We start from the raw sequence: 20,738 nt of genomic DNA on the forward strand, positions 1-20,738 counted from the left end.
ATCATCAGACGGTTTAAATCATCTGATCATCGCGATGCGTCTACCTTTTGTAGGTAGACGCCGTGACAAGTCAGGCAGATGAGACCCTTAGCCTAAATCGATCAGTAACTTCTCGAATGCATCTGCTGGCATTGGTTTGGCAAATAAATAGCCCTGGCCAAAATCGCAATGTATCTCTTCGAGCAAATGCAATTGCGCTTCAGTTTCTATGCCTTCCGCAATGACTTTAATCTTCAGTCTATGCGCCATCTCAATAATGGCTTCACAAATCGCCAGTTCGCTGGAATCTGGCGCCAGGTTGGCCGTGAATGAACGATCAATCTTCAAATAGTCGACGTTGAATTTTTTCAGGTAGGACAAAGAGGAGTAACCGGTGCCAAAGTCATCAATGGCGATATGAATGCCGGCATTGTGAAATCCCATCAGCTTCTCTTCAATGTTGCCGACCAGGTCCATCAGCACCCCTTCGGTAATTTCAATCACGACGCATTTGGTCGGGAAATGAATATGATCCAGCAGACTAATCCAGTTATGCATCATTTCTTCATTCGCTTTGAATTGTACCGGCGATTTATTGACGGCAATTTCAAAGTCGCGCCCCAGCAATTGTTTAAATCTGGCGCCTTGCTTAACGGCTTCTATAAATACCCAGTTACCAATTTCATGGATAGTGCCGTAGTGTTCGCAAATGGGGATGAAAATATCAGGACTGATATACCCCAGTTCCGGATGCTTCCAGCGCAGTAAAGCTTCTGCTTTATTAATGCGGCCGCTGGATAGCTCAATAATGGGCTGGTAATGGACAGAAAACTGCTTGCGTGACAATGCCTGGCGCAAGTCGGTAGACAGGCGAATGCGGAAATCTGACTCCTGCTGCATAAGCTTGGTGAAAAAGCGATAGCAGCCACGTCCGGCATTTTTGGCCACGTACATGGCTTGGTCTGCCACTTTCAGAAGTTGTTGGGTATCCGTCGCATCTTCGGGGTAAATAGCAATGCCGACACTCGCCGAGATAAAAGCCTCTTTTTTTGCGGTGATAAACGGTTCTGACAAGCGGTCGATAATGTTTTGTGCAATATGCGCAATCATCATATTGTCGTGGGTATCACTCAGAATCACGGTGAACTCATCCCCACCCAGGCGGGCAACGGTGTCAGATTGGCGTACACAGGCAACGATGCGGTCAGCCGCTTCAATCAGCAAGGTGTCGCCGACATTGTGGCCGTGCGTATCATTAATTTCTTTAAAGCGGTCGAGATCAATGAAGAGCAGGGCACATTTCTGGTTTTCCCGTTGCGTCATTTTAAGGGTCTGTTCCAGGCGGTCCTGGAATAGTTGCCGATTAGGCAGCTTGGTCAGCTGGTCAAAATTGGCCTGTTTGAGTATTAACGCTTCGGCATCTTTAATGGCCGAGATATCAGAAAACAAGCCGACGCGTCTATGTACCGCGCCGTCAGCCTGATAAGAGGTGTTGATCGTCAGCCAAGTGGGGAAAATAGCGCCATTCTTGCGTTTGCTCCAGACTTCACCTTGCCATTGCCCGCAGGCCTGAATAGCCTGGCTTTGCGCGGCATAAAAAGGGGCATCGTGCTGATCGGAGCGCAAGAGGGTGATGGATTGCCCCTTGATTTCTTCCAGCGCATAGCCTGTCATTTTAGTAAATGCGGGGTTGATCGCCAAAACCGCGCCATAGGCATCTGTGATGGCCATCGCCTCACTGCTGTTGTTATAGACTAAGCCTGCCAGCTTCAGCTCTTCTTCTGCCAGTTTTCTTTCGCTGATGTCTTGTACCGCGCTGATGTAATAGAGAGGCTGTTGTTGATCATCGCGTAATAAATGGACTGACAGACTCACCCACACCACTTGCCCCATTTTATGCAGATAGCGTTTCTCTACAATATATTGATCAATGTCGCCGCTTAATAAGTGCGCAATGGTTTCCGCTTCCTTACCCAGGTCATCGGGCAGCGTAATTTGCTGATAAGTCATGTGTTGCGACAGGATGTCGTCCTGGCTGTAACCAATGATGCGGCAAAATTCGCGGTTGATTTGCAAAAAACGGCCAGATAAATCCACTTGCGCAATGCCAATCGCAGCATGCTCAAACACCGCGCGGAATAAGGCCTCGCTATCCCGCAGGGCTTCCCTAGCCTGGTCTCTTTGCTCGGTGGCTAGGCTGGAGTGGTAAATATGGTAGAGGCTAAGCTGGATGCTGTCGCGGAACTGGCCAATCAGCTCTTTGATCACCTGGTTATAATGGTTTTCCTTTGTATCCAGAATACAAATGGTGCCAAACACCTCGCCATTCGGCCAGTTAAGCGGTAACCCATAATAGGAAATCATGCCCAGGGCGACATCTGGATTTTGCTCCCAGCCCGGGCTGCTCTGGGCATTCGGGATCAGCAGTGCCTGGTGGTTGCTGATCACATTTTCACAATAGAGGCCTGTATTCAAACTGGCATGTTCACCCTGATGATAAACATTACCTTCGCTATGGCTGGACACAAATACTTCTATTTCGTGAGCATGCGCGCGCATGATCAGCGCTGCAGGAATATGGGCAATATAAGCGAGCAAGTCTGTGGTGATTTGCCAGCTCTGCAGTACCTTTTCGGGCACATCAATATCGTCCAGGATGGAATATTGGGGCAAGGCCCCGGATACCTGATTGATCATAACTACCCCCAATACTGTTCGTAGTCATTTTTGTATGGCATGACACACGTCTTTATTCTTTTTCGGCAAGAAACAGGAATTTCTTTACGTATGTTAATTACATTATGTGCTTTAGAAATCGCATAATCAATGTGGATTAAGATGGGAGAAGTGAAAAGATTTGCTAAGAAATAGTCGCTTTCACTGATTTAAATCAGAGGCCAGACATGTGTTAAAAAGATTGAACTGTGACGCATAATCCGCAAAAATAAGCGCTGGCATGATGTTGTCAGTGCCATGTATTTTTCCCAAGCATCGTCTGCATGTTTACCCCATGACAAAGGAGCCGCTATGAGCCAGATCAAAGTAGAAAAACCGAGTGCCATGACCCTGGCTGCTTTGGGGGTGAAGCAATGGCCAACCTGGTCGAAAGAAGTGTCGACCTTTACCTGGCAATACAGCAGCACTGAAATTGCCTATATTCTCGAAGGCGAAGTGACGGTGACGCCAGCCAATGGTGCGCCGGTGAGTTTTGTGGCAGGGGATCTGGTGACGTTTGCCAGTGGCCTGGATTGCGTGTGGGAAGTAAAAAAACCGCTACGCAAACATTATCATTTTGAGTAGCTTGTTTGCTTAGAGCTCACTCAGCGCCTGTGTCAGGGCGGCAGTTTGTGCGTCGTCTATGGTTTGGCCATGGCAGGCCGAAATCAGGAAACTATCTTCTACACGGTTGCCCAAGGTGTTGATTTTTGCATTGTGTAATTCGATGCCATGGTTGAGAAACACCAGCGCCATGCTCGCCAGCAAGCCTGGCCGGTCGTTGGCAATAACATCCAGTTGCTGAAATGCCACTTGGCCTGGCGCAGGATGCGCATCTACCGGGCGCAGATTGACTTGTGTCGGGATGGGCATGTGTTTGACCTGGCGGCTGACACGTCCGCGTATCGGGTCGGGCATGGCTTGATCACTGAGCAGTTGGTCGTTGAGGCCTTGTTCAATGTGCTTGAGCAGTCCGTTATAACTGATCTGGCGTGTGTCTGGTTCCAGCACGATAAAGTTATCCAGCGCGTAGCCATGCGCCGTGGTGTAAATCTTGGCCTGCACAATGTTGTATTGCATGCTGTCAAAAAAGTGGCAGATACGGGCAAAAATCTCTTTCTGGTCGCGACTGTAAATCATGACTTGTATACCGTCACCTTTAGGGCTGAGCCGGGCCCGCACAATCGGTTTTTCAGCACGCAGGTGCGGGATCAGCAAACGGCTTTGCCAGGCGATCTCGTCACTCTCAAAGCGGCTGAAATAGCCGCTGCCAAAGGCTTGCCACAACGGTTGTACTGAAGCTTCTTTCAGGTTAAAACTGCTGAGTTTTTGTAGCACTTCTTGCTTGCGCAAACTCAGTTGCGCTTCGGTATTGAGTGATTGCTGCAATACGCGGCGTGTTTGCAAAAACAGGCTTTCCAATAGTTTAGCTTTCCAGGCATTCCACACGTTCGGACTGGTGCCGCGGATATCGGCCACCGTGAGTAAATACAAGGCAGTTAGTCGATATTCTGAGCCGACCATCTGCGCAAACGCTTCAATTACATCCGGGTCGGACAAATCACTTTTTTGCGCCGTACTCGATAGTTTTAAATGCGCTTCGACCAGCCAGGCCACCAATTCGGTATCGGCTTTGGGTAGCCCCAGCTTTTGGCAGAAGCGTCTGGCATCAATGGTGCCCAATTGTGAGTGATCGCCGCCACGGCCTTTGGCAATATCATGAAAAATCGCGGCTAAATACAGCAAATGCCGCTGGCTAAATTCATTAAACAGCTGACTGCATAGCGGAAACTCATGGCGCAGGTCTGGCTTGGCAAAGCGGCGCAAATTACGCAACACATTGAGTGTGTGTTCATCAACGGTGTAGACATGAAACAGGTCGTGCTGCATTTGCGCAATGACGCGGCCAAACACCGGGATATAGCGGCCAAGAATGCCGTAACGGTTCATGCGGCGCAGGCTGCGGTGTACGCCTTCACGGCTTTGCAGTATCTGCAGGAATAAGGCTTTGTGTGCAGCATTTTGCCGGAAGCTGCGGTCGATTAGCGGTTGTGCATCCTGCAAGGCTCTTACCAATGTGGCGCTAAAACCGGTGATGGCCGGGTGTTGCTGTAATAGCTGAAAACAGCGCAAGATGGCTTCAGGCTTGCGCTGGAACAAGTCTGGCATTTGTGCGTTCAACAGGCCTTGTGACAATGTGAAGTCCTGGTCTATCACGCTGGGCGCTTCAGTGGGCGGGCTCACACGCGCGTGCATGCGTTTGAGCAGCACTTCATTCTCAATCATGATCGCCCTGGCGCTGCGGTAAAAGCCTTGCATCAGTTGTTCACTGGCGCGTTTTTGTGCCGTGGTCTTATAGCCCATTTGCTCGGCCAGGGTATTTTGAAAATCAAATACCAGGCGGTCTTCGCGGCGTTTGGCCAGTAGATGCAAGCGGATGCGCAGGTTTTGCAGCAAGCGCTCGTGTCGCTTGAGTTGGCTGGCCTGGCTGCGGTTGAGCAGGCCAGCATGCACCAGATCGTTCCAGTCATTGCCCAGCCCCTGGCTTTGTGCGACCCACAAAATCATATGCAGGTCACGCAGTCCGCCCGGACTTTCCTTGATATTGGGTTCGAGGTTGTAAGCTGTATCGTGAAACTTGGCGTGGCGAATTTGTTGTTCACGCAGTTTTTCGGCAAAGAAACGCGCTTGGTCCAATTGCGTGTGCAATGACTGCATCAGGCCGCTGAAGGTTTGGCGGTGACCGGTCAGCCAGCGTGCTTCCAGCAGGTTGGTCATGATGGTCACGTCCAGCTTGGCTTCGTCCAGGCATTCTTGCAAGGTACGCACACTGTGGCCTATATTCAGGCCAATATCCCATAAGGTGCCGATGAGTGATTCGACAGCGGTTTGTAGCTGGCTGTCGCTGTTTTCCGGCATCAGGATCAGCAGGTCAATATCGGATTGGGGAAACATGTCGCCACGGCCATAACCGCCAACGGCAATCAGGCTGACACTGGCCGGTAAGGCATAACTGCGCCAGAGATCTCGCAGCAGTTGGTCCAGCACACGGCTATGTTGTTGCAGTAAGGTTTTTGCTTGCGGATTGGCCTGGTAGGCATCGGCAATCTGCTGGCGCGCCAGTTGGAGTGACTCGCGCCAGTGTTTGAGCTGTTCCTTGCTAATCACTGTCATGTAGCAATGGTCACCATCGTCAGGTGTTTACAGGGCTGGGCGCGGTGGCGTACCGGCAGACACGGTCATGATTTCAAAGCCATCTTCGGTGACCAGTACGGTGTGCTCCCATTGTGCTGACAGGCTGCGGTCTTTGGTGACCACCGTCCAGCCATCTGACATGAATTTGATGTCACGACGACCGGCATTAATCATGGGTTCTATGGTGAAAATCATGCCAGGTTTGAGTGTCAGGCCAGCCCCAGGTTTGCCGTAGTGCAGCACTTGTGGCTCACAATGGAATTTTTTACCAATACCGTGGCCGCAGAATTCGCGCACGATGCTGTAACCATTTTTCTCGGCAAACGATTGAATGGCGTAGCCGATATCACCCAGCGTGTTGCCGGGTTTTACTTTCTCAATGCCGCGCCACATGGCCTGATAGGTCAGTTCGCACAAGCGTTTGGCTTGCGGTGTTACGCCACCTACCATAAACATGCGTGAGGTGTCGCCGTGGTAACCGTTTTTGATAACGGTAATGTCGAGGTTGACGATATCACCTTGTTTTAGCTCTTTTTCGCTGGGCACACCATGGCAAATTTGCTGGTTAATGGAGGTGCAGATTGATTTGGGATAGGGCGTATGACCATCCGGCGCATAGTTGAGCGGGGCAGGAATCGCCTGTTGCACGTTGACGATGTAATCGTGACACAACTGGTCCAGCTTATTGGTCGTCACGCCAGCCACAACAAAGGGCGTAATGTAGTCAAGCACCTCGGAGGCCAGTCGACCGGCGATGCGCATTTTTTCGATTTCTTCGGGGGTGTGCAGAATGATTGCCATATGCTGATGACCTTACAAAACCGGATTTTTCAGGATCCGGCTTGGGAATCAATAACTAAAATGTCATTCTAACATAGGCATTTATCAGTCACGACTAAAGAAACATGCCTTTTGTGGCGTTAAACTTAATGATTGCATTCAAACGGATATGCCCTAAAAACAAACAGGCGCTGATTTGTGCGATTGATTGCAACATCGCATGCGGTGGCAATGTTTTATACTCGGGCGCATGAATCAAGCTGGAGCGAACACATGGTGACACTCACCGAAGCAAGGCAACACCGGACCGTGAATGGCTGGGTCGCTTTTTTAAAGCAGGCGGATATTCCGGTATTGCGGCAAACCGCCAGGGAACTGACTGCGCTGCAAGAGCGAGGGGACGACACGGGAGCACGTGACATTACACGCGTGGTGATTAATGACCCGCTGATGATGTTTAAAGTGCTGACCTATGCCAACAATCACCGCAGCCGCCACCAGTTGCAAGACCTGGTGCAGGTGGAGCAGGCAATTATCATGATGGGCACCAGCACCTTTTTTGCCGAAATTCCTGCCGTGCCGCATGTCGAGGATGTGTTGAACCAGCATGTGCCTGCCTTGGTGGATTTGCTTAAACTCATGATACGTGCACACCGTGCCGGTTATTTTGCGGCCGAATTTGCCTCACATTTGATGGATTTGCACGCAGAAGAGTTGCGTGTGGCGGCCTCATTGTACGATTTTGCCGAAATGCTGATGTGGTGTTTTAATCCAGAAGCGATGGGTGAAATCAGCAAGCGCCAGGCCGCTGATAAAGCCTTGCGCAGTCGTGTCGTGCAGCAAGACGTACTTGGTTTCCGTATCCTGGAGTTGCAGGCGGAACTGGTGCAGGCATTTAACCTGCCATCGTTGTTAAACGATTTAATGGATGAGCAGCGCGCGCATCTGCCCAGGGTGCGCAATGTGCAACTGGCCGTCAACCTGGCCAGGCATTCTGCCGATGGTTGGGCCAATGCGGCCCTGCCAGATGACTACAAGGATATTGCCCAGTTGCTGCACGTGGATGTGGAACGGGTGATGCATATTGTGGGCGTGCCGCACTAATATTTCCAGCGCTGTTGCACTACTAGCATCCCCCGCGCTTGATCAGGCATCTGCGGCGCGTTTTGCCAGCAGGTCGGTAATCGCCTGGTGTACATGGTCAATGACATGTTCCCACGGCTCTTCAGCATTTTGCCTGAATAGTCGCATGCCTGGATACCAAGGGCTATCTTCACGCTGTTGCAGCCAGCGGAAATGCGCCTGGTGTGGCAACAATAACCAGACCGGTTTACCCAGTGCCGCTGCCAGATGCGCGACCGCTGTATCCACCGTAATGACTAGATCCATCTGCATGATCAGCCCGGCCGTCTGTGTAAAATCAGTCAGTGCCGGGTGATGGCATTCCAGCATCGGAAAACGCTTGAGCATGATGTGGTCTTCACGCCGGAACTCTTTTTGCATGCTGTGCCATTCGACTTCCATTTGCAGTAATGGCGCCATCAGATACAGCGGAATGCTGCGTAGCTTGTCATATTTATTATCCGCATCGCCACACCAGTTGAGGCCGATACGCAAACGTCTGGTCGGCCCCAGCAATTGTTGCCAGGGTTGGCTATGCCGCTCGTGAATGGTGAGGTATGGCAGGTTGGCAGGCACCGTGTCGATCAGAGTTTTAAAGACCGCTGGCAGGCTGAGCATCGGGCAATACACATCAAAATGCGGTAAAGGACGGCCATCCTGGCGAATCACCAGAATACCGGCATCCTGCGCCCAAAACTCATTTAACAGATCAAACAAGGCCTCGGGCACCGCGATAATCATCTGGTTAGCTTTGAAGACCTTGATCAGCGGGATATAGCGACAGTATTGCAAGGTGTCGCTCAGCGTCATTTCAGCCAGGATAAGGATGGTTTTGCCCACCAGCGAGCCGGTTTCGCGCCACAACAAGTCTGTGTTTGGTCGCTGCTTGTCGGGGAGTACCTCAAAGCGCGAGGCATGCATGGGCCAGCCAGTCTCATATTCGCCCCTGGCTAGTTTGAGCATACTCAGGTAATAGCGCGCCTGTGCGTGGTGAGGCGCATGCTGCAAAGCCGTTTCGAGGCAGGTATAGGCTTCGTCCGCATCGCCATTTTCATATAAGGCCAGCCCCAGGTTGCAGTAAGCCGAGGCATAGCCTGGGTTCAATTGCAGTGCTTGCCTGAAATCGGCAATGGCCGCTGGATATTGGCCAAGCTGGCAAAGCACCACCCCACGATTGTTATACGGCACCGGCAAATTCGGCTGGTAGGTAATCGCATCGTTAAAACTGTTCAGGGCGGCTTGTGTTTTACCCTGGAGTTGCAGCATCAGGGCGCGCTGATGATAGGCCTCAGCAAAGTCCGGCTGGATATTGATCGCCTGCTGCATGCATTGCAGGGCCTCATCGGTTGCATGCAACTGCTGGCATAACACACCCAGGCGATAGTGAAAGTGTGCGTGTTCAGGATGCGCGGCTACCGCTTGCCTGAGCATATTGGCTGCTGGTTCCAGCTGTTGCGCTTGCAGCATCAAGTCGACACATTCGCTGAATGCCTGTGATTGTTGCGGATCTAACTTGGTTGCAGTACGCAGGCGTAAAATCGCTTCTTGCGTGCGCCCCATATTTTTCAGTGCACGGGCGTCCAGGGAATATAGTTGTGCCTGTTTTGCATCCAGGGCAATCGCTTGTTTATAACATTCATGCGCCGCTTTAAATTGCTGCGTGCGCATATGCAGATTGGCCAGTTGCACATGCAGCTCGAGTGTTTTGGGCTGCAGGCTAATCGCTTGCAGTAAATACTGCTCAGCGGCATGAAACTCCTGATTCTTTAACATCAGGCCAGCCAGTTTCTGGTATGCGTCCCAGCGCAGCGGGTCGTCAGCAATTAGTTTGAGCAGTTTTGCAATGGCTTCATTATTCATGGGAGAGACTGCAACACTTCAAACGTTTGCGTATGACCTTAAAATGACAGATGGCGGATTAAGGTACAATAAGCGGCTTAAAGCGTCAACGGCCAAACGGTCATCAGGCTCACTTTTAAGTCATTTACGTCTAAAGGGGAAATTAAGCAATGCTCATCAAACTGATCATGTACGGACTGATATTATGGTTGGCCATCTGGGGTTATCGCCAGTATCAGCAGCCCTCAAACCGCGTCAGTGTCGGCATGAAAGCGCCAGATTTCAAGTTGCCAGATGCGCAAGGTAATACGCGCCGGCTGGCTGACTGGCAAGGCAAGTGGTTGATTCTGTACTTTTATCCCAGAGATGATACGCCAGGCTGCACGCGCGAAGCCTGCCATTTTCGTGATGATATCCAGCAAATCCATGCCATGGGGGCGGAAGTCGTTGGCGTGAGCGTAGACACTGTTGCCAGCCATGCCAAGTTTGCACAAAAACACCGTTTATCGTTTCCCTTGCTGGCTGACACCAATGGCCAGGTGGCAGATGCCTATGGCGCGTTGTTTAACCTGGGCATATTGCAGGCCGCCAAACGCATGACCTTTATTATCGATCCGCAAGGCATGGTTGCGCAGACCTATAGCAACGTCAATCCAGATGGACACAGCCAAGCCATTATTGATGACCTCAAACGGTTATCCGCATTTTAAGAGGTTTTTATGCAAGCACTCTCCCTCATCGTCGCCCATGCCGACAATCGGGTAATTGGCCACAATAACCAATTGCCCTGGCATTTGCCCGAAGACCTCAAACGCTTCAAGCAACTCACCATGGGCCACCATATCATCATGGGCCGTAAAACCTATGAATCGTTGGGACGGTTGCTGCCCGGGCGCACCACCGTGATTGTGACGCGCGATACTGAATATGCGGTTGAAGGCGCGAAAGTGGTTCACTCATTGCCGGAAGCGCTGGCGGCGTGCGCAGGCGATGATGAGCCGTTTTTGATTGGTGGGGCAGAGATGTACGTCCAAGGTTTGCCTTATGTCACGCGGCTATACATTACGCGCGTGTATGCGCATGTCGGCGGCGATGCGTTTTTCCCTGAGATGGAGATGCATGATTGGGCGTTGGTGAGCGAGGAGGGGCATACCTCGGTGAATGGCTTGCATTATAGTGATATGGTTTATCAGCGCCGCTGATTGAGATGATTTGACCAGATAGAGATAGTCTTAGGAAAGTCATTCTTTAATGGGAGTGTTGATGCATTGCTTTTCGCCTTTTTGGCGAGTTACTTTTCTTTGTTTGCACAAAGCGAGGGCTATTTTATAAAAAAACACCTGGTTGTTTTGTGAACGATTCTATTTCGCCTTTTCGGCGACCATTCTTTCTTATGCTTGTCCATAAGAAAGAAGGCAAAGAACAAGACACCCCAACTTCCGCTTTTTCCTTGCGCTACTCGGCTTGCCGGGCGTCCATCGAAACTCGCCCTGACAAGCCACAAAAGACGTGGCTTGTTGCGGAACTCGAACAGCCGATGGCCGAAGACTCCCGCCAAGCCTGCGTTGCTCGGCGCGGCAGATGGGGACCCCGAACACCAGGCGAATGCCACCATTTGTGTCCTTAATAAACTAATCTGTTTTTTTGAACCGTTCAGATTTCTACAATGTTAGTTTGGCGAGATAAATCCCATTCCATCACGCTGAGTAGCGGAGACAAAATAAGAGTAGAGGGAGCGACTGTCCGAATCCCGCAGCGGCTCACGTTTTGTGTGAGCTGCCAGGTTGAGTTTCGTGACCGGCTTATTTTGTTGAGCAACGCAAGGGAGCCGAAGGCCGTGATGGCTGGGTGCCCTCCTCTTTGGTTACTTTCTGAGGGGCAAGCATCAGAAAGTGACTCGCCGAGAGGCGAAAAGCAAGAATGCATGCAACCACAATGCCCACTTTACGTCGGAATGAATATGTGGCGATAAGATTCTTTGTAGAAGTTACACCGATGACAACGAGTTGCGTTAAGCCAGTAATGTCAGCAATGGCCTTAAAAACAAAAAAGGGAAACGCTTTGCTATACAGCCATGCGTTTCCCTTGTACAAGATTACAGAAACTAATCTTCTTGCTTCACACAATCCACGTAATACACCGCTTTACCATCCACAATTTGTTTCACCAAACCATGGTTATCGGTTTCAAAGCCCGGGAATTTCTCGTTAAACTCACGCGCAAACTTGAGGTAATTCACAATCACCTTGTTAAAGCGTTCGCCAGGAATCAGCAATGGGATGCCCGGCGGGTAGGGCGTTAACAATACCGCAGTCACGCGACCTTCCAACTCATCAATCGCAACACGTTCAATCTTGCGGTGCGCCATTTTTGAGAAGGCATCAGTTGGCTTCATGGCAGGCACCATGTCTGACAGGTACATTTCAGTGGTCAGGCGCGCCACGTCATTGGCTTTATACACTTCATGGATTTGTGTAGACAAGTCTTTCAGGCCAATGCGTTCATAGCGTGGGTGTTTCTGTACGAACTCCGGCAGTACTTTCCATAAGGGCTGGTTCTTGTCGTAGTCATCTTTAAACTGCTGCAAAGCCGCGACCATGGTGTTCCAGCGGCCTTTGGTAATGCCGATGGTGAACATGATAAAGAACGAATAGAGGCCGGTTTTTTCAACAATCACGCCGTGTTCAGCCAAATACTTGGTCACAATGGCGGCGGGGATGCCGAATTCCTCAGAAAACTCACCATCTACATCCAGCCCTGGGGTGATGATGGTGGCTTTGATCGGGTCCAGCATGTTAAAGCCTTCGGCCAGGTTGCCGAAACCGTGCCAGCGTTCGTTAGCTTTGAGCATCCACGCATCGCGCTCTTCCAGGCCATCTTCGGACAAGTCAGTAGGCCCCCAGACTTTAAACCACCAGTCGGTGCCCCATTCTTCGTCCACCTTGCGCATGGCGCGGCGGAAGTCGAGCGCTTCCTTGAGTGACTCTTCCACCAAGGCGGTGCCGCCCGGGGCTTCCATCATGGCGGCTGCCACATCGCAGCTGGCAATAATCGAGTATTGCGGGCTGGTGGAAGTATGCATCAGGTAGGCTTCGTTAAACAGGTCTCTATCCAGGTGGTTGTCCTGCGCGTCCTGCACCAGAATCTGTGAGGCCTGGCTCAAACCGGCCAGCAGTTTATGCGTGGACTGGGTAGAGAACACCATGGATTCTTTACAACGCGGACGATCCGCGCCAATGGCGTGATAGTCGCCGTAGAAGTCATGGAAGGTGGCATGTGGCAACCAGGCTTCGTCAAAGTGCAGGGTGTCAATTTTGCCATCCAGCATTTCCTTGATTTCTTCTACGTTGTACAGCACGCCATCGTAAGTGGATTGCGTGATGGTCAATACGCGTGGTTTGGCGTTTTTGTCGCTGGCAAACGGGTTGCGTTCAATTTTCTTCTGGATGTTTTCCCAGGCAAATTCGCTCTTCGGGATTGGTCCGATAATGCCGAAGTGGTTACGTGTCGGCATTAGGAAAACAGGAATCGCACCGGTCATGATGATCGAGTGCAACACGGATTTATGGCAGTTACGGTCGACGACGACGATGTCACCGGGCGCCACTGTGGAGTTCCAGACAATTTTGTTGGAAGTTGAGGTGCCGTTGGTGACAAAGTACAAGTGGTCGCAGTTGTAAATGCGGGCGGCGTTGCGCTCGGATGCGGCGACCGGGCCGGTATGGTCCAGCAACTGGCCTAATTCGTCAACAGCGTTACAGACGTCTGCACGCAGCATGTTTTCGCCAAAAAACTGGTGGAACATTTGGCCCACTGGCGATTTCAGGAAGGCGACGCCGCCGGAATGGCCAGGGCAGTGCCAGGAGTAGGAGCCGTCCGCTGCATAATGTGTCAGTGCCTTGAAGAATGGTGGTGGCAGGCTGTCCAAATAGGCTTTGGCCTCACGGATAATCAGGCGCGCGACAAATTCTGGCGTGTCTTCGTTCATGTGAATAAAGCCGTGCAATTCGCGCAGCACATCATTCGGGATATGGCGGCTGGTACGTGTTTCACCATGCAGGAAAATCGGGATTTCCTCATTGCGGTAGCGTATTTCGGCCACAAAGTTGCGCAATTGTTCGATGGCTTCCGGTTTTTCCTCGACGATTTCTTCATCATCAATGGATAAGATAAATGCAGAGGCGCGGCTTTGCTGTTGTGCGAACGACGTCAGGTCACCATAACTGGTCACGCCCAGCACTTCAACGCCTTCATCTTCGATGGCTTTGGCTAATACTCGGATGCCGAGGCCAGAAGAGTTCTCGGAGCGGAAGTCTTCGTCAATAATGACGACGGGAAATCTAAATTTCATTCAATGAATCCTTAACTTGTCACTGAAACGTGTAACTCAAAGTGCAAAGGCACTGAGAAAGCCATGCTTTTACTCGGTGCCTTTGTGGTGAAATGGGTCGTTTTTCAATTCTGGGTGAGGCTATATTTTTGGCAAAGTCACGCCAACCTGGCCCTGATATTTGCCACCGCGGTCTTTATAGCTGGTTTCGCAAACTTCATCAGATTCAAAAAACAGTACTTGGGCACAGCCTTCGCCGGCGTAAATCTTGGCAGGCAAGGGCGTTGTGTTACTGAACTCCAGTGTGACATAACCTTCCCACTCTGGTTCAAACGGCGTGACGTTGACGATGATGCCGCAGCGTGCGTAGGTGGACTTACCTAAACAGATGGTCAGCACTGAGCGCGGAATGCGGAAATATTCGACCGTACGGGCCAATGCAAACGAGTTGGGTGGAATCACGCAATAGCCTTTGCCTGAGACTTCAACGAAAGATTGCGGGTCGAACTGTTTAGGGTCAACAATGGTGCTGTTGATATTGGTAAACACGCGGAATTCGTCAGCACAGCGGATATCGTAACCGTAAGAGGAGGTACCATAAGACACGATTTTTTCGCCATTGGTTTCACGCACCAACGTCGGTGAAAACGGCTCAATCATGCCGTGTTGTTCAGCCATTCTGCGTATCCATTTGTCCGACTTAATGCTCATTGCCTTATCCAGTCTTAGCGTTGCTTATCTGTGCAAGATTGCTTGCAATAAAGAGAAAAAAGCGGAGTTTAAACTCCGCTTTTAATGAGTGCAAATAATAACAACAAATGTCGTCAGTTTCGCAAACTTTTTATGAATTTTTGGCGATTTATTTCACCAGCGGCATTTGCAGCCGCCAGCTATTATTTGTCGCCGCCTAATTCAATGCTGTAACGCCAGAACTGGTCTTCGGCTTCAAAAATAACTTTTGAGGCTTCAGGATCACGGCTACCAGCAGGGTATTGATGTACTGGCTTCTTGTCTTCAGCCCAGGCTTTGACCACTGGATCTACCAGGCGCCATTGCGCTTCAGCTTCAGAAATGTGCAGGTAGTTGGAATTGTCACCTTGCATCAGGTTCAGCAGCAGGGCTTCGTATGCATCTACGGAGTCGTCGCTATCCCAACGGTTGGCCGCATCCAACTGAATGGTACGGGTTTGTACATCCAGGCCTGGAATCTTGGATTGCACTTCCAGCTTAATACACTCGCGCGGCTGGATACCAATGATGAGCCAGTTTTGATCCTGGTCATTGATCTGCAGCGGTGCCTTTTTGAAGCGGATAGAAATACGCGTATCGGCTTCGTGCAGGCGCTTGGCGGTGCGGATGTAGAACGGCACACCTTTCCAGCGTGGATTGTCGATAAACAATTTCAGCGCGGCATAGGTTTCAACCACGCTGTCATTGTTGCCCAATTCTTCCAGGTAACCAGGCACTTTTTCGCCATTGATTTCACCGGCAGCATATTGCGCACGGAAAGCATGTTTTTCCAGCTCGCTCACCGGGATCGGGCGAATTTCTTCCAGCAGTTTGATTTTTGCATCGCGTACGCCTTCAGGGGACAGGTCTTTCGGCTGTTCCATGGCGGTCAGTGCCAATGTTTGCAGAATGTGGCTTTGCAACATGTCGCGTAATGCGCCAGTGCTGTCGTAGAACTGCGTACGGTCGCCTACACCCAGCATTTCGGTGTTGGTGATTTGTACGTGATCAATGTACTGGTTGTTCCAGATTGGCTCTAACACGGTGTTGGTAAAGCGTTGCAGCAAAATGTTTTGCAGTGCTGATTTACCCAGGTAGTGGTCGATACGATAGATCTGGCTTTCTTTGAGATGCTTGGTGATTGCGGCTTGCAGCTCTTTCGCAGATGGCAGATCGGTACCAAATGGTTTCTCGATCACCACACGGCGCCAGTATTTGTCTTCTTGCGTCAGGCCAACATTGGCCAATGATTCCACCACTGGGGCGAAGTCAACTGGACGCACGGACAGGAAGTAAGCCAGGTTTTGCGGGAAAACGCTTTCGTCGCTGAGGGTGGCTTTCAGTTTGCTAAATGCATCTGGATCTGTCGGTGGGTTGGCGTGGTAGAAGTTACGCGCGATAAAGCGCTCAAACACAGCCTGGTCATACCCTTTTTTAAATTTGGCATCCAGCATGCTTTTGATGTCTGCACGCCAGGCTTCCAGGTCAACCACTTGACGGCCAACGCCTACAATTTTCAGGTCTGCTGGCAAGCGGCCCAGTGAGTCCAGTCTGAACAGACCAGGATAAAGTTTTACGCGGGCCAGATTGCCACTAGCGCCAAACAGCACCAGTGTGCATGGATCAATTTTATTCGTCATTTCTAACCTTAAGATAAAAATGTAAACGGGAAAGGGCAAGCCTTTCCCATATATTTGCTACCATAAGTTCCCACTCTATGAGTACTCACAGTCGCTCTAAATAATAAGCAAAAAGCCTCTCGTCACGAGAGGCTCATATCGATTACTTAGATGATTTTACTGCGTGACCGCCAAATGCATTACGCATCAGGGACAACAGCTTGTAGCTATAACCATCTGCATCCTGGCTGCGGAAGCGGGCTTGCAATGCCACTGTCAGCACTGGTGCTGCAACGCCTTGCTCAACGGCTTCAACCACTGTCCAACGACCTTCGCCGGAGTCAGCAACATAAGGTGCGATGCCTTCCAGTGTCTGATCACCTTTCAATGCTTCTGCTGTCAGGTCCAGTAACCAGCTACGTACCACGGAACCATGGCGCCACAATTCAGTGATTTGTGCCAGATCCAGGTTGAAGTCTTCTTTACCTTTGATCAGGTCCAAACCTTCGGCAAATGCTTGCATCATGCCGTATTCGATACCGTTATGGATCATTTTGGTGAAGTGACCGGAACCTACTGGACCCACGTGCGCCCAACCGCGGTCAGCGTGTGTCAGTGCTTGTGCATAAGGTGCCAATACGTCTGCGTATTGCTTGTCGCCGCCGTACATCAGGCAGTAACCGTTGTCCAGGCCCCAAACGCCACCGGAAGTACCACAGTCAATAAAGCCGATACCATGTTCAGCTAACATTGCGCCACGGCGCTGACTGTGTTTGTAGTTTGAGTTGCCGCCGTCGACGATGATGTCGCCTTTGTTCAGCAGAGGGATCAGATCTTTGATTTGATTTTCGGTGATTTCACCAGCTGGTAACATCAACCAGACAATTTTTTGGCCTTCGAGTTTGCTGACTGCATCAGCGACTGAGGTTGCTGCTTCCAGACCTTCTTCTTTTACGAGTCTGTTAACGAATTCGGTATTGAAGTCAAAACCAACCACGTTAATTTTGTGACGCAGCAAGCGTGCAGCCATGTTGCCGCCCATTTTGCCCAAGCCAATCATTGCTAATTTCATTCGGATTTTCCTATGGTGTGAGGATAGTTTTAAGAGACACCCATCTTTTGGATGGCATGAACTCGATCAGTGCTTCGGATAATTTTGCAGAATTATCATGTCGAGTCAGATATAATTATAGCAAATGCAGTCACGCACTAAAAGGCTGCGCACGCTTTTTTGTATTGTTTTTTACAGGTTTTCTATGTCTTTGAATTCTCAAACTCGTTGGCACTCGTTTCAATCTCAGGAAGAAATTAACCAGGCAGCACTCAATAGAGTCCTGGCAGCAGCGGATGCTGCCATCGCCAAACACGGTAGTTTTCTGGTTGTACTGGCGGGTGGCAGCACCCCCAAAGCCGTTTATCAATTATTAGCCAAGGCAGATGCCGACTGGGCCAACTGGCATGTGTATCATAATGATGACCGCTGCCTGCCAGTCGATCATGTTGAGCGTAACAGCAAGATGGCGCGCGATGCCTGGTTAAGTCATGTGGCGATTCCTGAAAGCCAGATTCACGATATCCCAGCTGAATTGGGCAATGTTGAAGGCGCCAAGGCGTATGCGGAAACGCTTAAAGGTGTGCGTACGTTTGACCTGGTGATTTTAGGCCTGGGTGAAGATGGCCATACTGCCAGCCTGTTCCCGGGACAAGTGGTGAACAACACCGCCGATGCCGTGCCGGTATTCAACTCTCCCAAGCCACCGGCAGACCGCATTACGATTAGCCAGGACCGCCTGAATAATACGCATGAAGTCATGTTCCTGGTGACGGGGGCTGGTAAACAGGAAGCTGTCGACAACTGGCGTAATGGTGTGGCTATTCCGGCGACCTTGATTCAATCGCCGAACGGTGTCGATGTCTATTGCTTTGGTGTGACGCTTAATTAAAGCCTGATCACCACAGAAAACAAAGGCCACAGAGACAAATCTTTGTGGTCTTTTTTATGTACGCTATATTTTTCGTGGCCAAGATTACTTTTCGTTCTTCTCGACCAGTAACTTTTCAAGCAAGCTGATTTGCTGTTGTTGCAACTGAATCAGTTCCTGCCACTGTTGCTCACGCAAACCGTCCAGTTTTTCATGGAGCAGCAAAATCTCTAATTCTGCTTTTAAATTCACTTCGTAGTCGTGCTCGGCCTGGCGTCTGTCAACTTCTGACTGCCGGTTTTGCGACATTAGGATAATGGGTGCCTGAATGGACGCCAGCATGGATAAAAACAGGTTGAGCAGAATATAGGGATAGGGGTCGAATGCGCGGTCGTAGTGCAGCAGAATGACCGAATTCAGAATCACCCAGCTCACCAGAATCAGCATAAAAATGAAAATAAATGACCAGGAGCCGCCAAAGCGCGCCATGGCATCAGCCGCACGTTGGCCACGACTGGGCGTTTCGTGGGTGTGATGCACGGCCAGGTTGCGCGAAACCGGATGGCGCTCGGTCATATGCCGGGCGACACGTTGCATATGTTCATCCATGGCCTCGTACTGCGCGCCCATCAGGCCTTCTGCAATATGGTGCTTGCGGGTTGTCATACGCAACGTCCTTCGGTGGTTAGGCTTAATTAGGTGATCAGGTTTTTTGAATGACGATATTAGGGAATTTTGCGCTGTGGTCGAGGCTGGCGATGGCGATTTTACTCGCAGCTTTACGCGCGATCTCTTTATAGCTTTGCGCAACGGCGCTATCAGGTGAGGCGACGACAGTGGGCTGGCCACCATCGGCTTGCATGCGGATATTAATATCTAGCGGCAGGCTGCCCAATAAGTCTATGTTGTAATCGCTGGCCATCAGAGCGCCGCCACCCGTGCCAAAGATATGTTCTTCGTGGCCGCAATTTGAGCAGATATGTGTGCTCATGTTTTCGACGATGCCTAAAATCGGGATGCCGACTTTCTCAAACATTTTCAGGCCTTTGCGCGCATCGAGCAGGGCAATGTCTTGCGGGGTGGTGACGATAATGGCGCCGGTTACCGGGATTTTTTGTGCCAGAGTCAGCTGGATATCGCCAGTGCCCGGTGGCAGGTCAATCACCAGGTAGTCCAGATCTTGCCAGCGCGTGTCGCGTAATAATTGTTCCAATGCACCAGTAACCATCGGCCCGCGCCATACCATAGGGGTATCAGTGTCGACCAGAAAGCCTATGCTCATGGCCTGTATGCCATGCGCACGCATAGGATCTATGCTTTTGCCGTCGGCACTATCCGGGCGGCCGGAAATACCCAGCATCTGTGGCTGGCTAGGGCCGTAAATATCCGCATCCAGCAAGCCCACCGTCGCTCCTTCGGCGGCTAGCGCCAGCGCCAGGTTCACTGAGGTAGTGGATTTGCCGACGCCACCTTTGCCCGAGGCCACGGCAATCACATTTTTCACGTTCGGTAATAAATTGACGCCACGTTGTACGCCATGCGCCACGATGCGGCTGCCAACATTGATAGCGACTTTTCCGATGCCATCAATGCTTTTCAGTGCGTCAGTCACTTGCTGGCGAATCGGCTCCAGCTGGCTCTTTGCCGGATAGCCCAGCACCACATCAAGGCTGACATCGTTGCCATTGATCTGAATGTTCTTGATCGACTTCGTGCTGACGAAGTCTTTGCCGGTATTGGGGTCTATGCACAGTTTTAAGGTGCTTTGAATGATTAATTCGCTAATGGCCATGCTTGAGGTTCCTGCAGAAATGCCTGACTAAATGAATCAGGAATTCTACTCCAACAGACCCTCTTCGTCATGTTATCTACGGGGGATTTGTCGCTGGGCGGTATCCATTATGCGATTGGTAAGTTGGCTGTAAGCTGCGGGCACGCTTGGGTAAGCTAGGCGTAAGCCTGAGCAGATAGTGTAAGCAGGTCGGTAGTCGTGGTTTTAAACCGGACATTTAGTTTTTACATTTATCAGGAGACATCATATGAAGAGAATTCTCGCATTCACGCTGTTAGCCATCAGTTTTTCTGGCGCGGCTAGTGCAGATACCTTGCTGCAAACAGTGCAGCAAGATGGTAGCTTTCAGACCTTTGCCAAAGCGGTCAAAGTGGCTGGCCTTGAAGGCGCACTCAATGGCAGCGGCCCGATTACCTTGTTCGCGCCCAATGATGCTGCGTTTGCCAAGTTGCCCAAAGCCAAGCTGAATGCACTCATGGCCAATAGCGAGGCACTCAAGAAAGTACTTTCCTATCATGTTTATCCTGGCAAAATTACCCAGGCGGACGTGAGCGCGGGTAAGGTGAAGTCATTGGAGGGCGCTGATTTGCAGCTATCCGTCACCGATGGCGTTAAAGTGAATAATGTGAAAGTGGTTGGCGATGAAATTAATGCCGATAACGGTGTGATTCATACGGTGAGTGCCGTGCTGATGCCTAAAAGTTAACTGTTTAGCA

16 protein-coding genes are annotated in these 20,738 nt (G+C 50.7%); 6 read left to right on the forward strand and 10 right to left on the reverse strand.

All coding sequences use genetic code 11. The annotated features are described in order from the left end of the window. Positions 1 to 87: 87 nt before the first annotated feature. Positions 88 to 2,676 carry a bifunctional diguanylate cyclase/phosphodiesterase gene (locus MET42_RS0106050; protein ID WP_019881938.1) on the reverse strand — a complete coding sequence of 863 codons (2,589 nt, stop codon included), beginning with the start codon at positions 2,674 to 2,676 and terminating at the stop codon, positions 88 to 90. 330 nt (positions 2,677 to 3,006) lie between these two features. Here MET42_RS0106050 and MET42_RS0106055 point away from each other — a divergent pair, with 330 nt between their 5' ends. After that, positions 3,007 to 3,279: a cupin domain-containing protein gene (locus MET42_RS0106055; protein ID WP_019881939.1), complete on the forward strand. Its 273-nt coding sequence runs from the start codon at positions 3,007 to 3,009 to the stop codon at positions 3,277 to 3,279. 9 nt (positions 3,280 to 3,288) lie between these two features. Here the strand turns inward: MET42_RS0106055 and MET42_RS0106060 are convergent, their stop codons facing one another. Together MET42_RS0106060 and map are read right to left on the reverse strand one after the other, a co-directional pair. Further along, entirely contained in the window at positions 3,289 to 5,868 is a 2,580-nt protein-coding gene (locus tag MET42_RS0106060; RefSeq protein WP_019881940.1) for a [protein-PII] uridylyltransferase, read from the reverse strand. 27 nt (positions 5,869 to 5,895) lie between these two features. Further along, positions 5,896 to 6,690, reverse strand: coding sequence for a type I methionyl aminopeptidase (map, locus tag MET42_RS0106065; RefSeq protein ID WP_019881941.1), 795 nt, complete (start codon positions 6,688 to 6,690; stop codon positions 5,896 to 5,898). 252 nt (positions 6,691 to 6,942) lie between these two features. Here map and MET42_RS0106070 point away from each other — a divergent pair, with 252 nt between their 5' ends. Next, positions 6,943 to 7,773 (forward strand): HDOD domain-containing protein, encoded by an 831-nt coding sequence (locus MET42_RS0106070; protein ID WP_019881942.1) that lies wholly within the window; start codon positions 6,943 to 6,945, stop codon positions 7,771 to 7,773. A gap of 42 nt (positions 7,774 to 7,815) precedes the next feature. Here the strand turns inward: MET42_RS0106070 and MET42_RS0106075 are convergent, their stop codons facing one another. Further along, on the reverse strand, positions 7,816 to 9,651 hold the full coding sequence (locus MET42_RS0106075; protein WP_019881943.1) for a tetratricopeptide repeat protein: 1,836 nt from the start codon (positions 9,649 to 9,651) through the stop codon (positions 7,816 to 7,818). Positions 9,652 to 9,800: 149 nt separating this feature from the next. Here MET42_RS0106075 and MET42_RS0106080 point away from each other — a divergent pair, with 149 nt between their 5' ends. After that, positions 9,801 to 10,340: a peroxiredoxin gene (locus MET42_RS0106080; protein ID WP_019881944.1), complete on the forward strand. Its 540-nt coding sequence runs from the start codon at positions 9,801 to 9,803 to the stop codon at positions 10,338 to 10,340. Between the two features lie 9 nt (positions 10,341 to 10,349). Further along, positions 10,350 to 10,832 carry a dihydrofolate reductase gene (locus MET42_RS0106085; protein WP_019881946.1) on the forward strand — a complete coding sequence of 161 codons (483 nt, stop codon included), beginning with the start codon at positions 10,350 to 10,352 and terminating at the stop codon, positions 10,830 to 10,832. Positions 10,833 to 11,734: 902 nt separating this feature from the next. On the opposite strand, the gene MET42_RS0106090 is transcribed toward MET42_RS0106085, so the two are convergent. From MET42_RS0106090 to gnd, 4 genes are all read right to left on the reverse strand, one after another. Further along, positions 11,735 to 13,981 (reverse strand): arginine/lysine/ornithine decarboxylase, encoded by a 2,247-nt coding sequence (locus tag MET42_RS0106090; protein ID WP_019881947.1) that lies wholly within the window; start codon positions 13,979 to 13,981, stop codon positions 11,735 to 11,737. A gap of 120 nt (positions 13,982 to 14,101) precedes the next feature. Next, positions 14,102 to 14,671: a dCTP deaminase gene (gene dcd / locus MET42_RS0106095; protein ID WP_019881948.1), complete on the reverse strand. Its 570-nt coding sequence runs from the start codon at positions 14,669 to 14,671 to the stop codon at positions 14,102 to 14,104. 182 nt (positions 14,672 to 14,853) lie between these two features. Further along, positions 14,854 to 16,329: a glucose-6-phosphate dehydrogenase gene (gene zwf / locus MET42_RS0106105; RefSeq protein WP_019881950.1), complete on the reverse strand. Its 1,476-nt coding sequence runs from the start codon at positions 16,327 to 16,329 to the stop codon at positions 14,854 to 14,856. Positions 16,330 to 16,471: 142 nt separating this feature from the next. After that, positions 16,472 to 17,380 carry a phosphogluconate dehydrogenase (NAD(+)-dependent, decarboxylating) gene (gene gnd, locus MET42_RS0106110; protein ID WP_019881951.1) on the reverse strand — a complete coding sequence of 303 codons (909 nt, stop codon included), beginning with the start codon at positions 17,378 to 17,380 and terminating at the stop codon, positions 16,472 to 16,474. 184 nt (positions 17,381 to 17,564) lie between these two features. Between gnd and pgl the strand changes: the two genes are divergently transcribed. Next, positions 17,565 to 18,251, forward strand: coding sequence for a 6-phosphogluconolactonase (gene pgl, locus MET42_RS0106115; protein WP_019881952.1), 687 nt, complete (start codon positions 17,565 to 17,567; stop codon positions 18,249 to 18,251). A gap of 84 nt (positions 18,252 to 18,335) precedes the next feature. On the opposite strand, the gene MET42_RS0106120 is transcribed toward pgl, so the two are convergent. After that, positions 18,336 to 18,896, reverse strand: coding sequence for a DUF1003 domain-containing protein (locus tag MET42_RS0106120; RefSeq protein WP_019881953.1), 561 nt, complete (start codon positions 18,894 to 18,896; stop codon positions 18,336 to 18,338). A 37-nt stretch (positions 18,897 to 18,933) separates the two neighbouring features. Further along, on the reverse strand, positions 18,934 to 20,022 hold the full coding sequence (apbC, locus tag MET42_RS0106125) for an iron-sulfur cluster carrier protein ApbC (RefSeq protein WP_019881957.1): 1,089 nt from the start codon (positions 20,020 to 20,022) through the stop codon (positions 18,934 to 18,936). Between the two features lie 247 nt (positions 20,023 to 20,269). Here apbC and MET42_RS0106130 point away from each other — a divergent pair, with 247 nt between their 5' ends. Next, a complete protein-coding gene (locus MET42_RS0106130) occupies positions 20,270 to 20,728 on the forward strand; it encodes a fasciclin domain-containing protein (protein WP_019881958.1) in 459 nt (152 codons plus the stop codon). Positions 20,729 to 20,738: the final 10 nt, after the last annotated feature.

The organism is Methylophilus sp. 42 (assembly GCF_000384155.1).
Lineage (GTDB): Bacteria > Pseudomonadota > Gammaproteobacteria > Burkholderiales > Methylophilaceae > Methylophilus.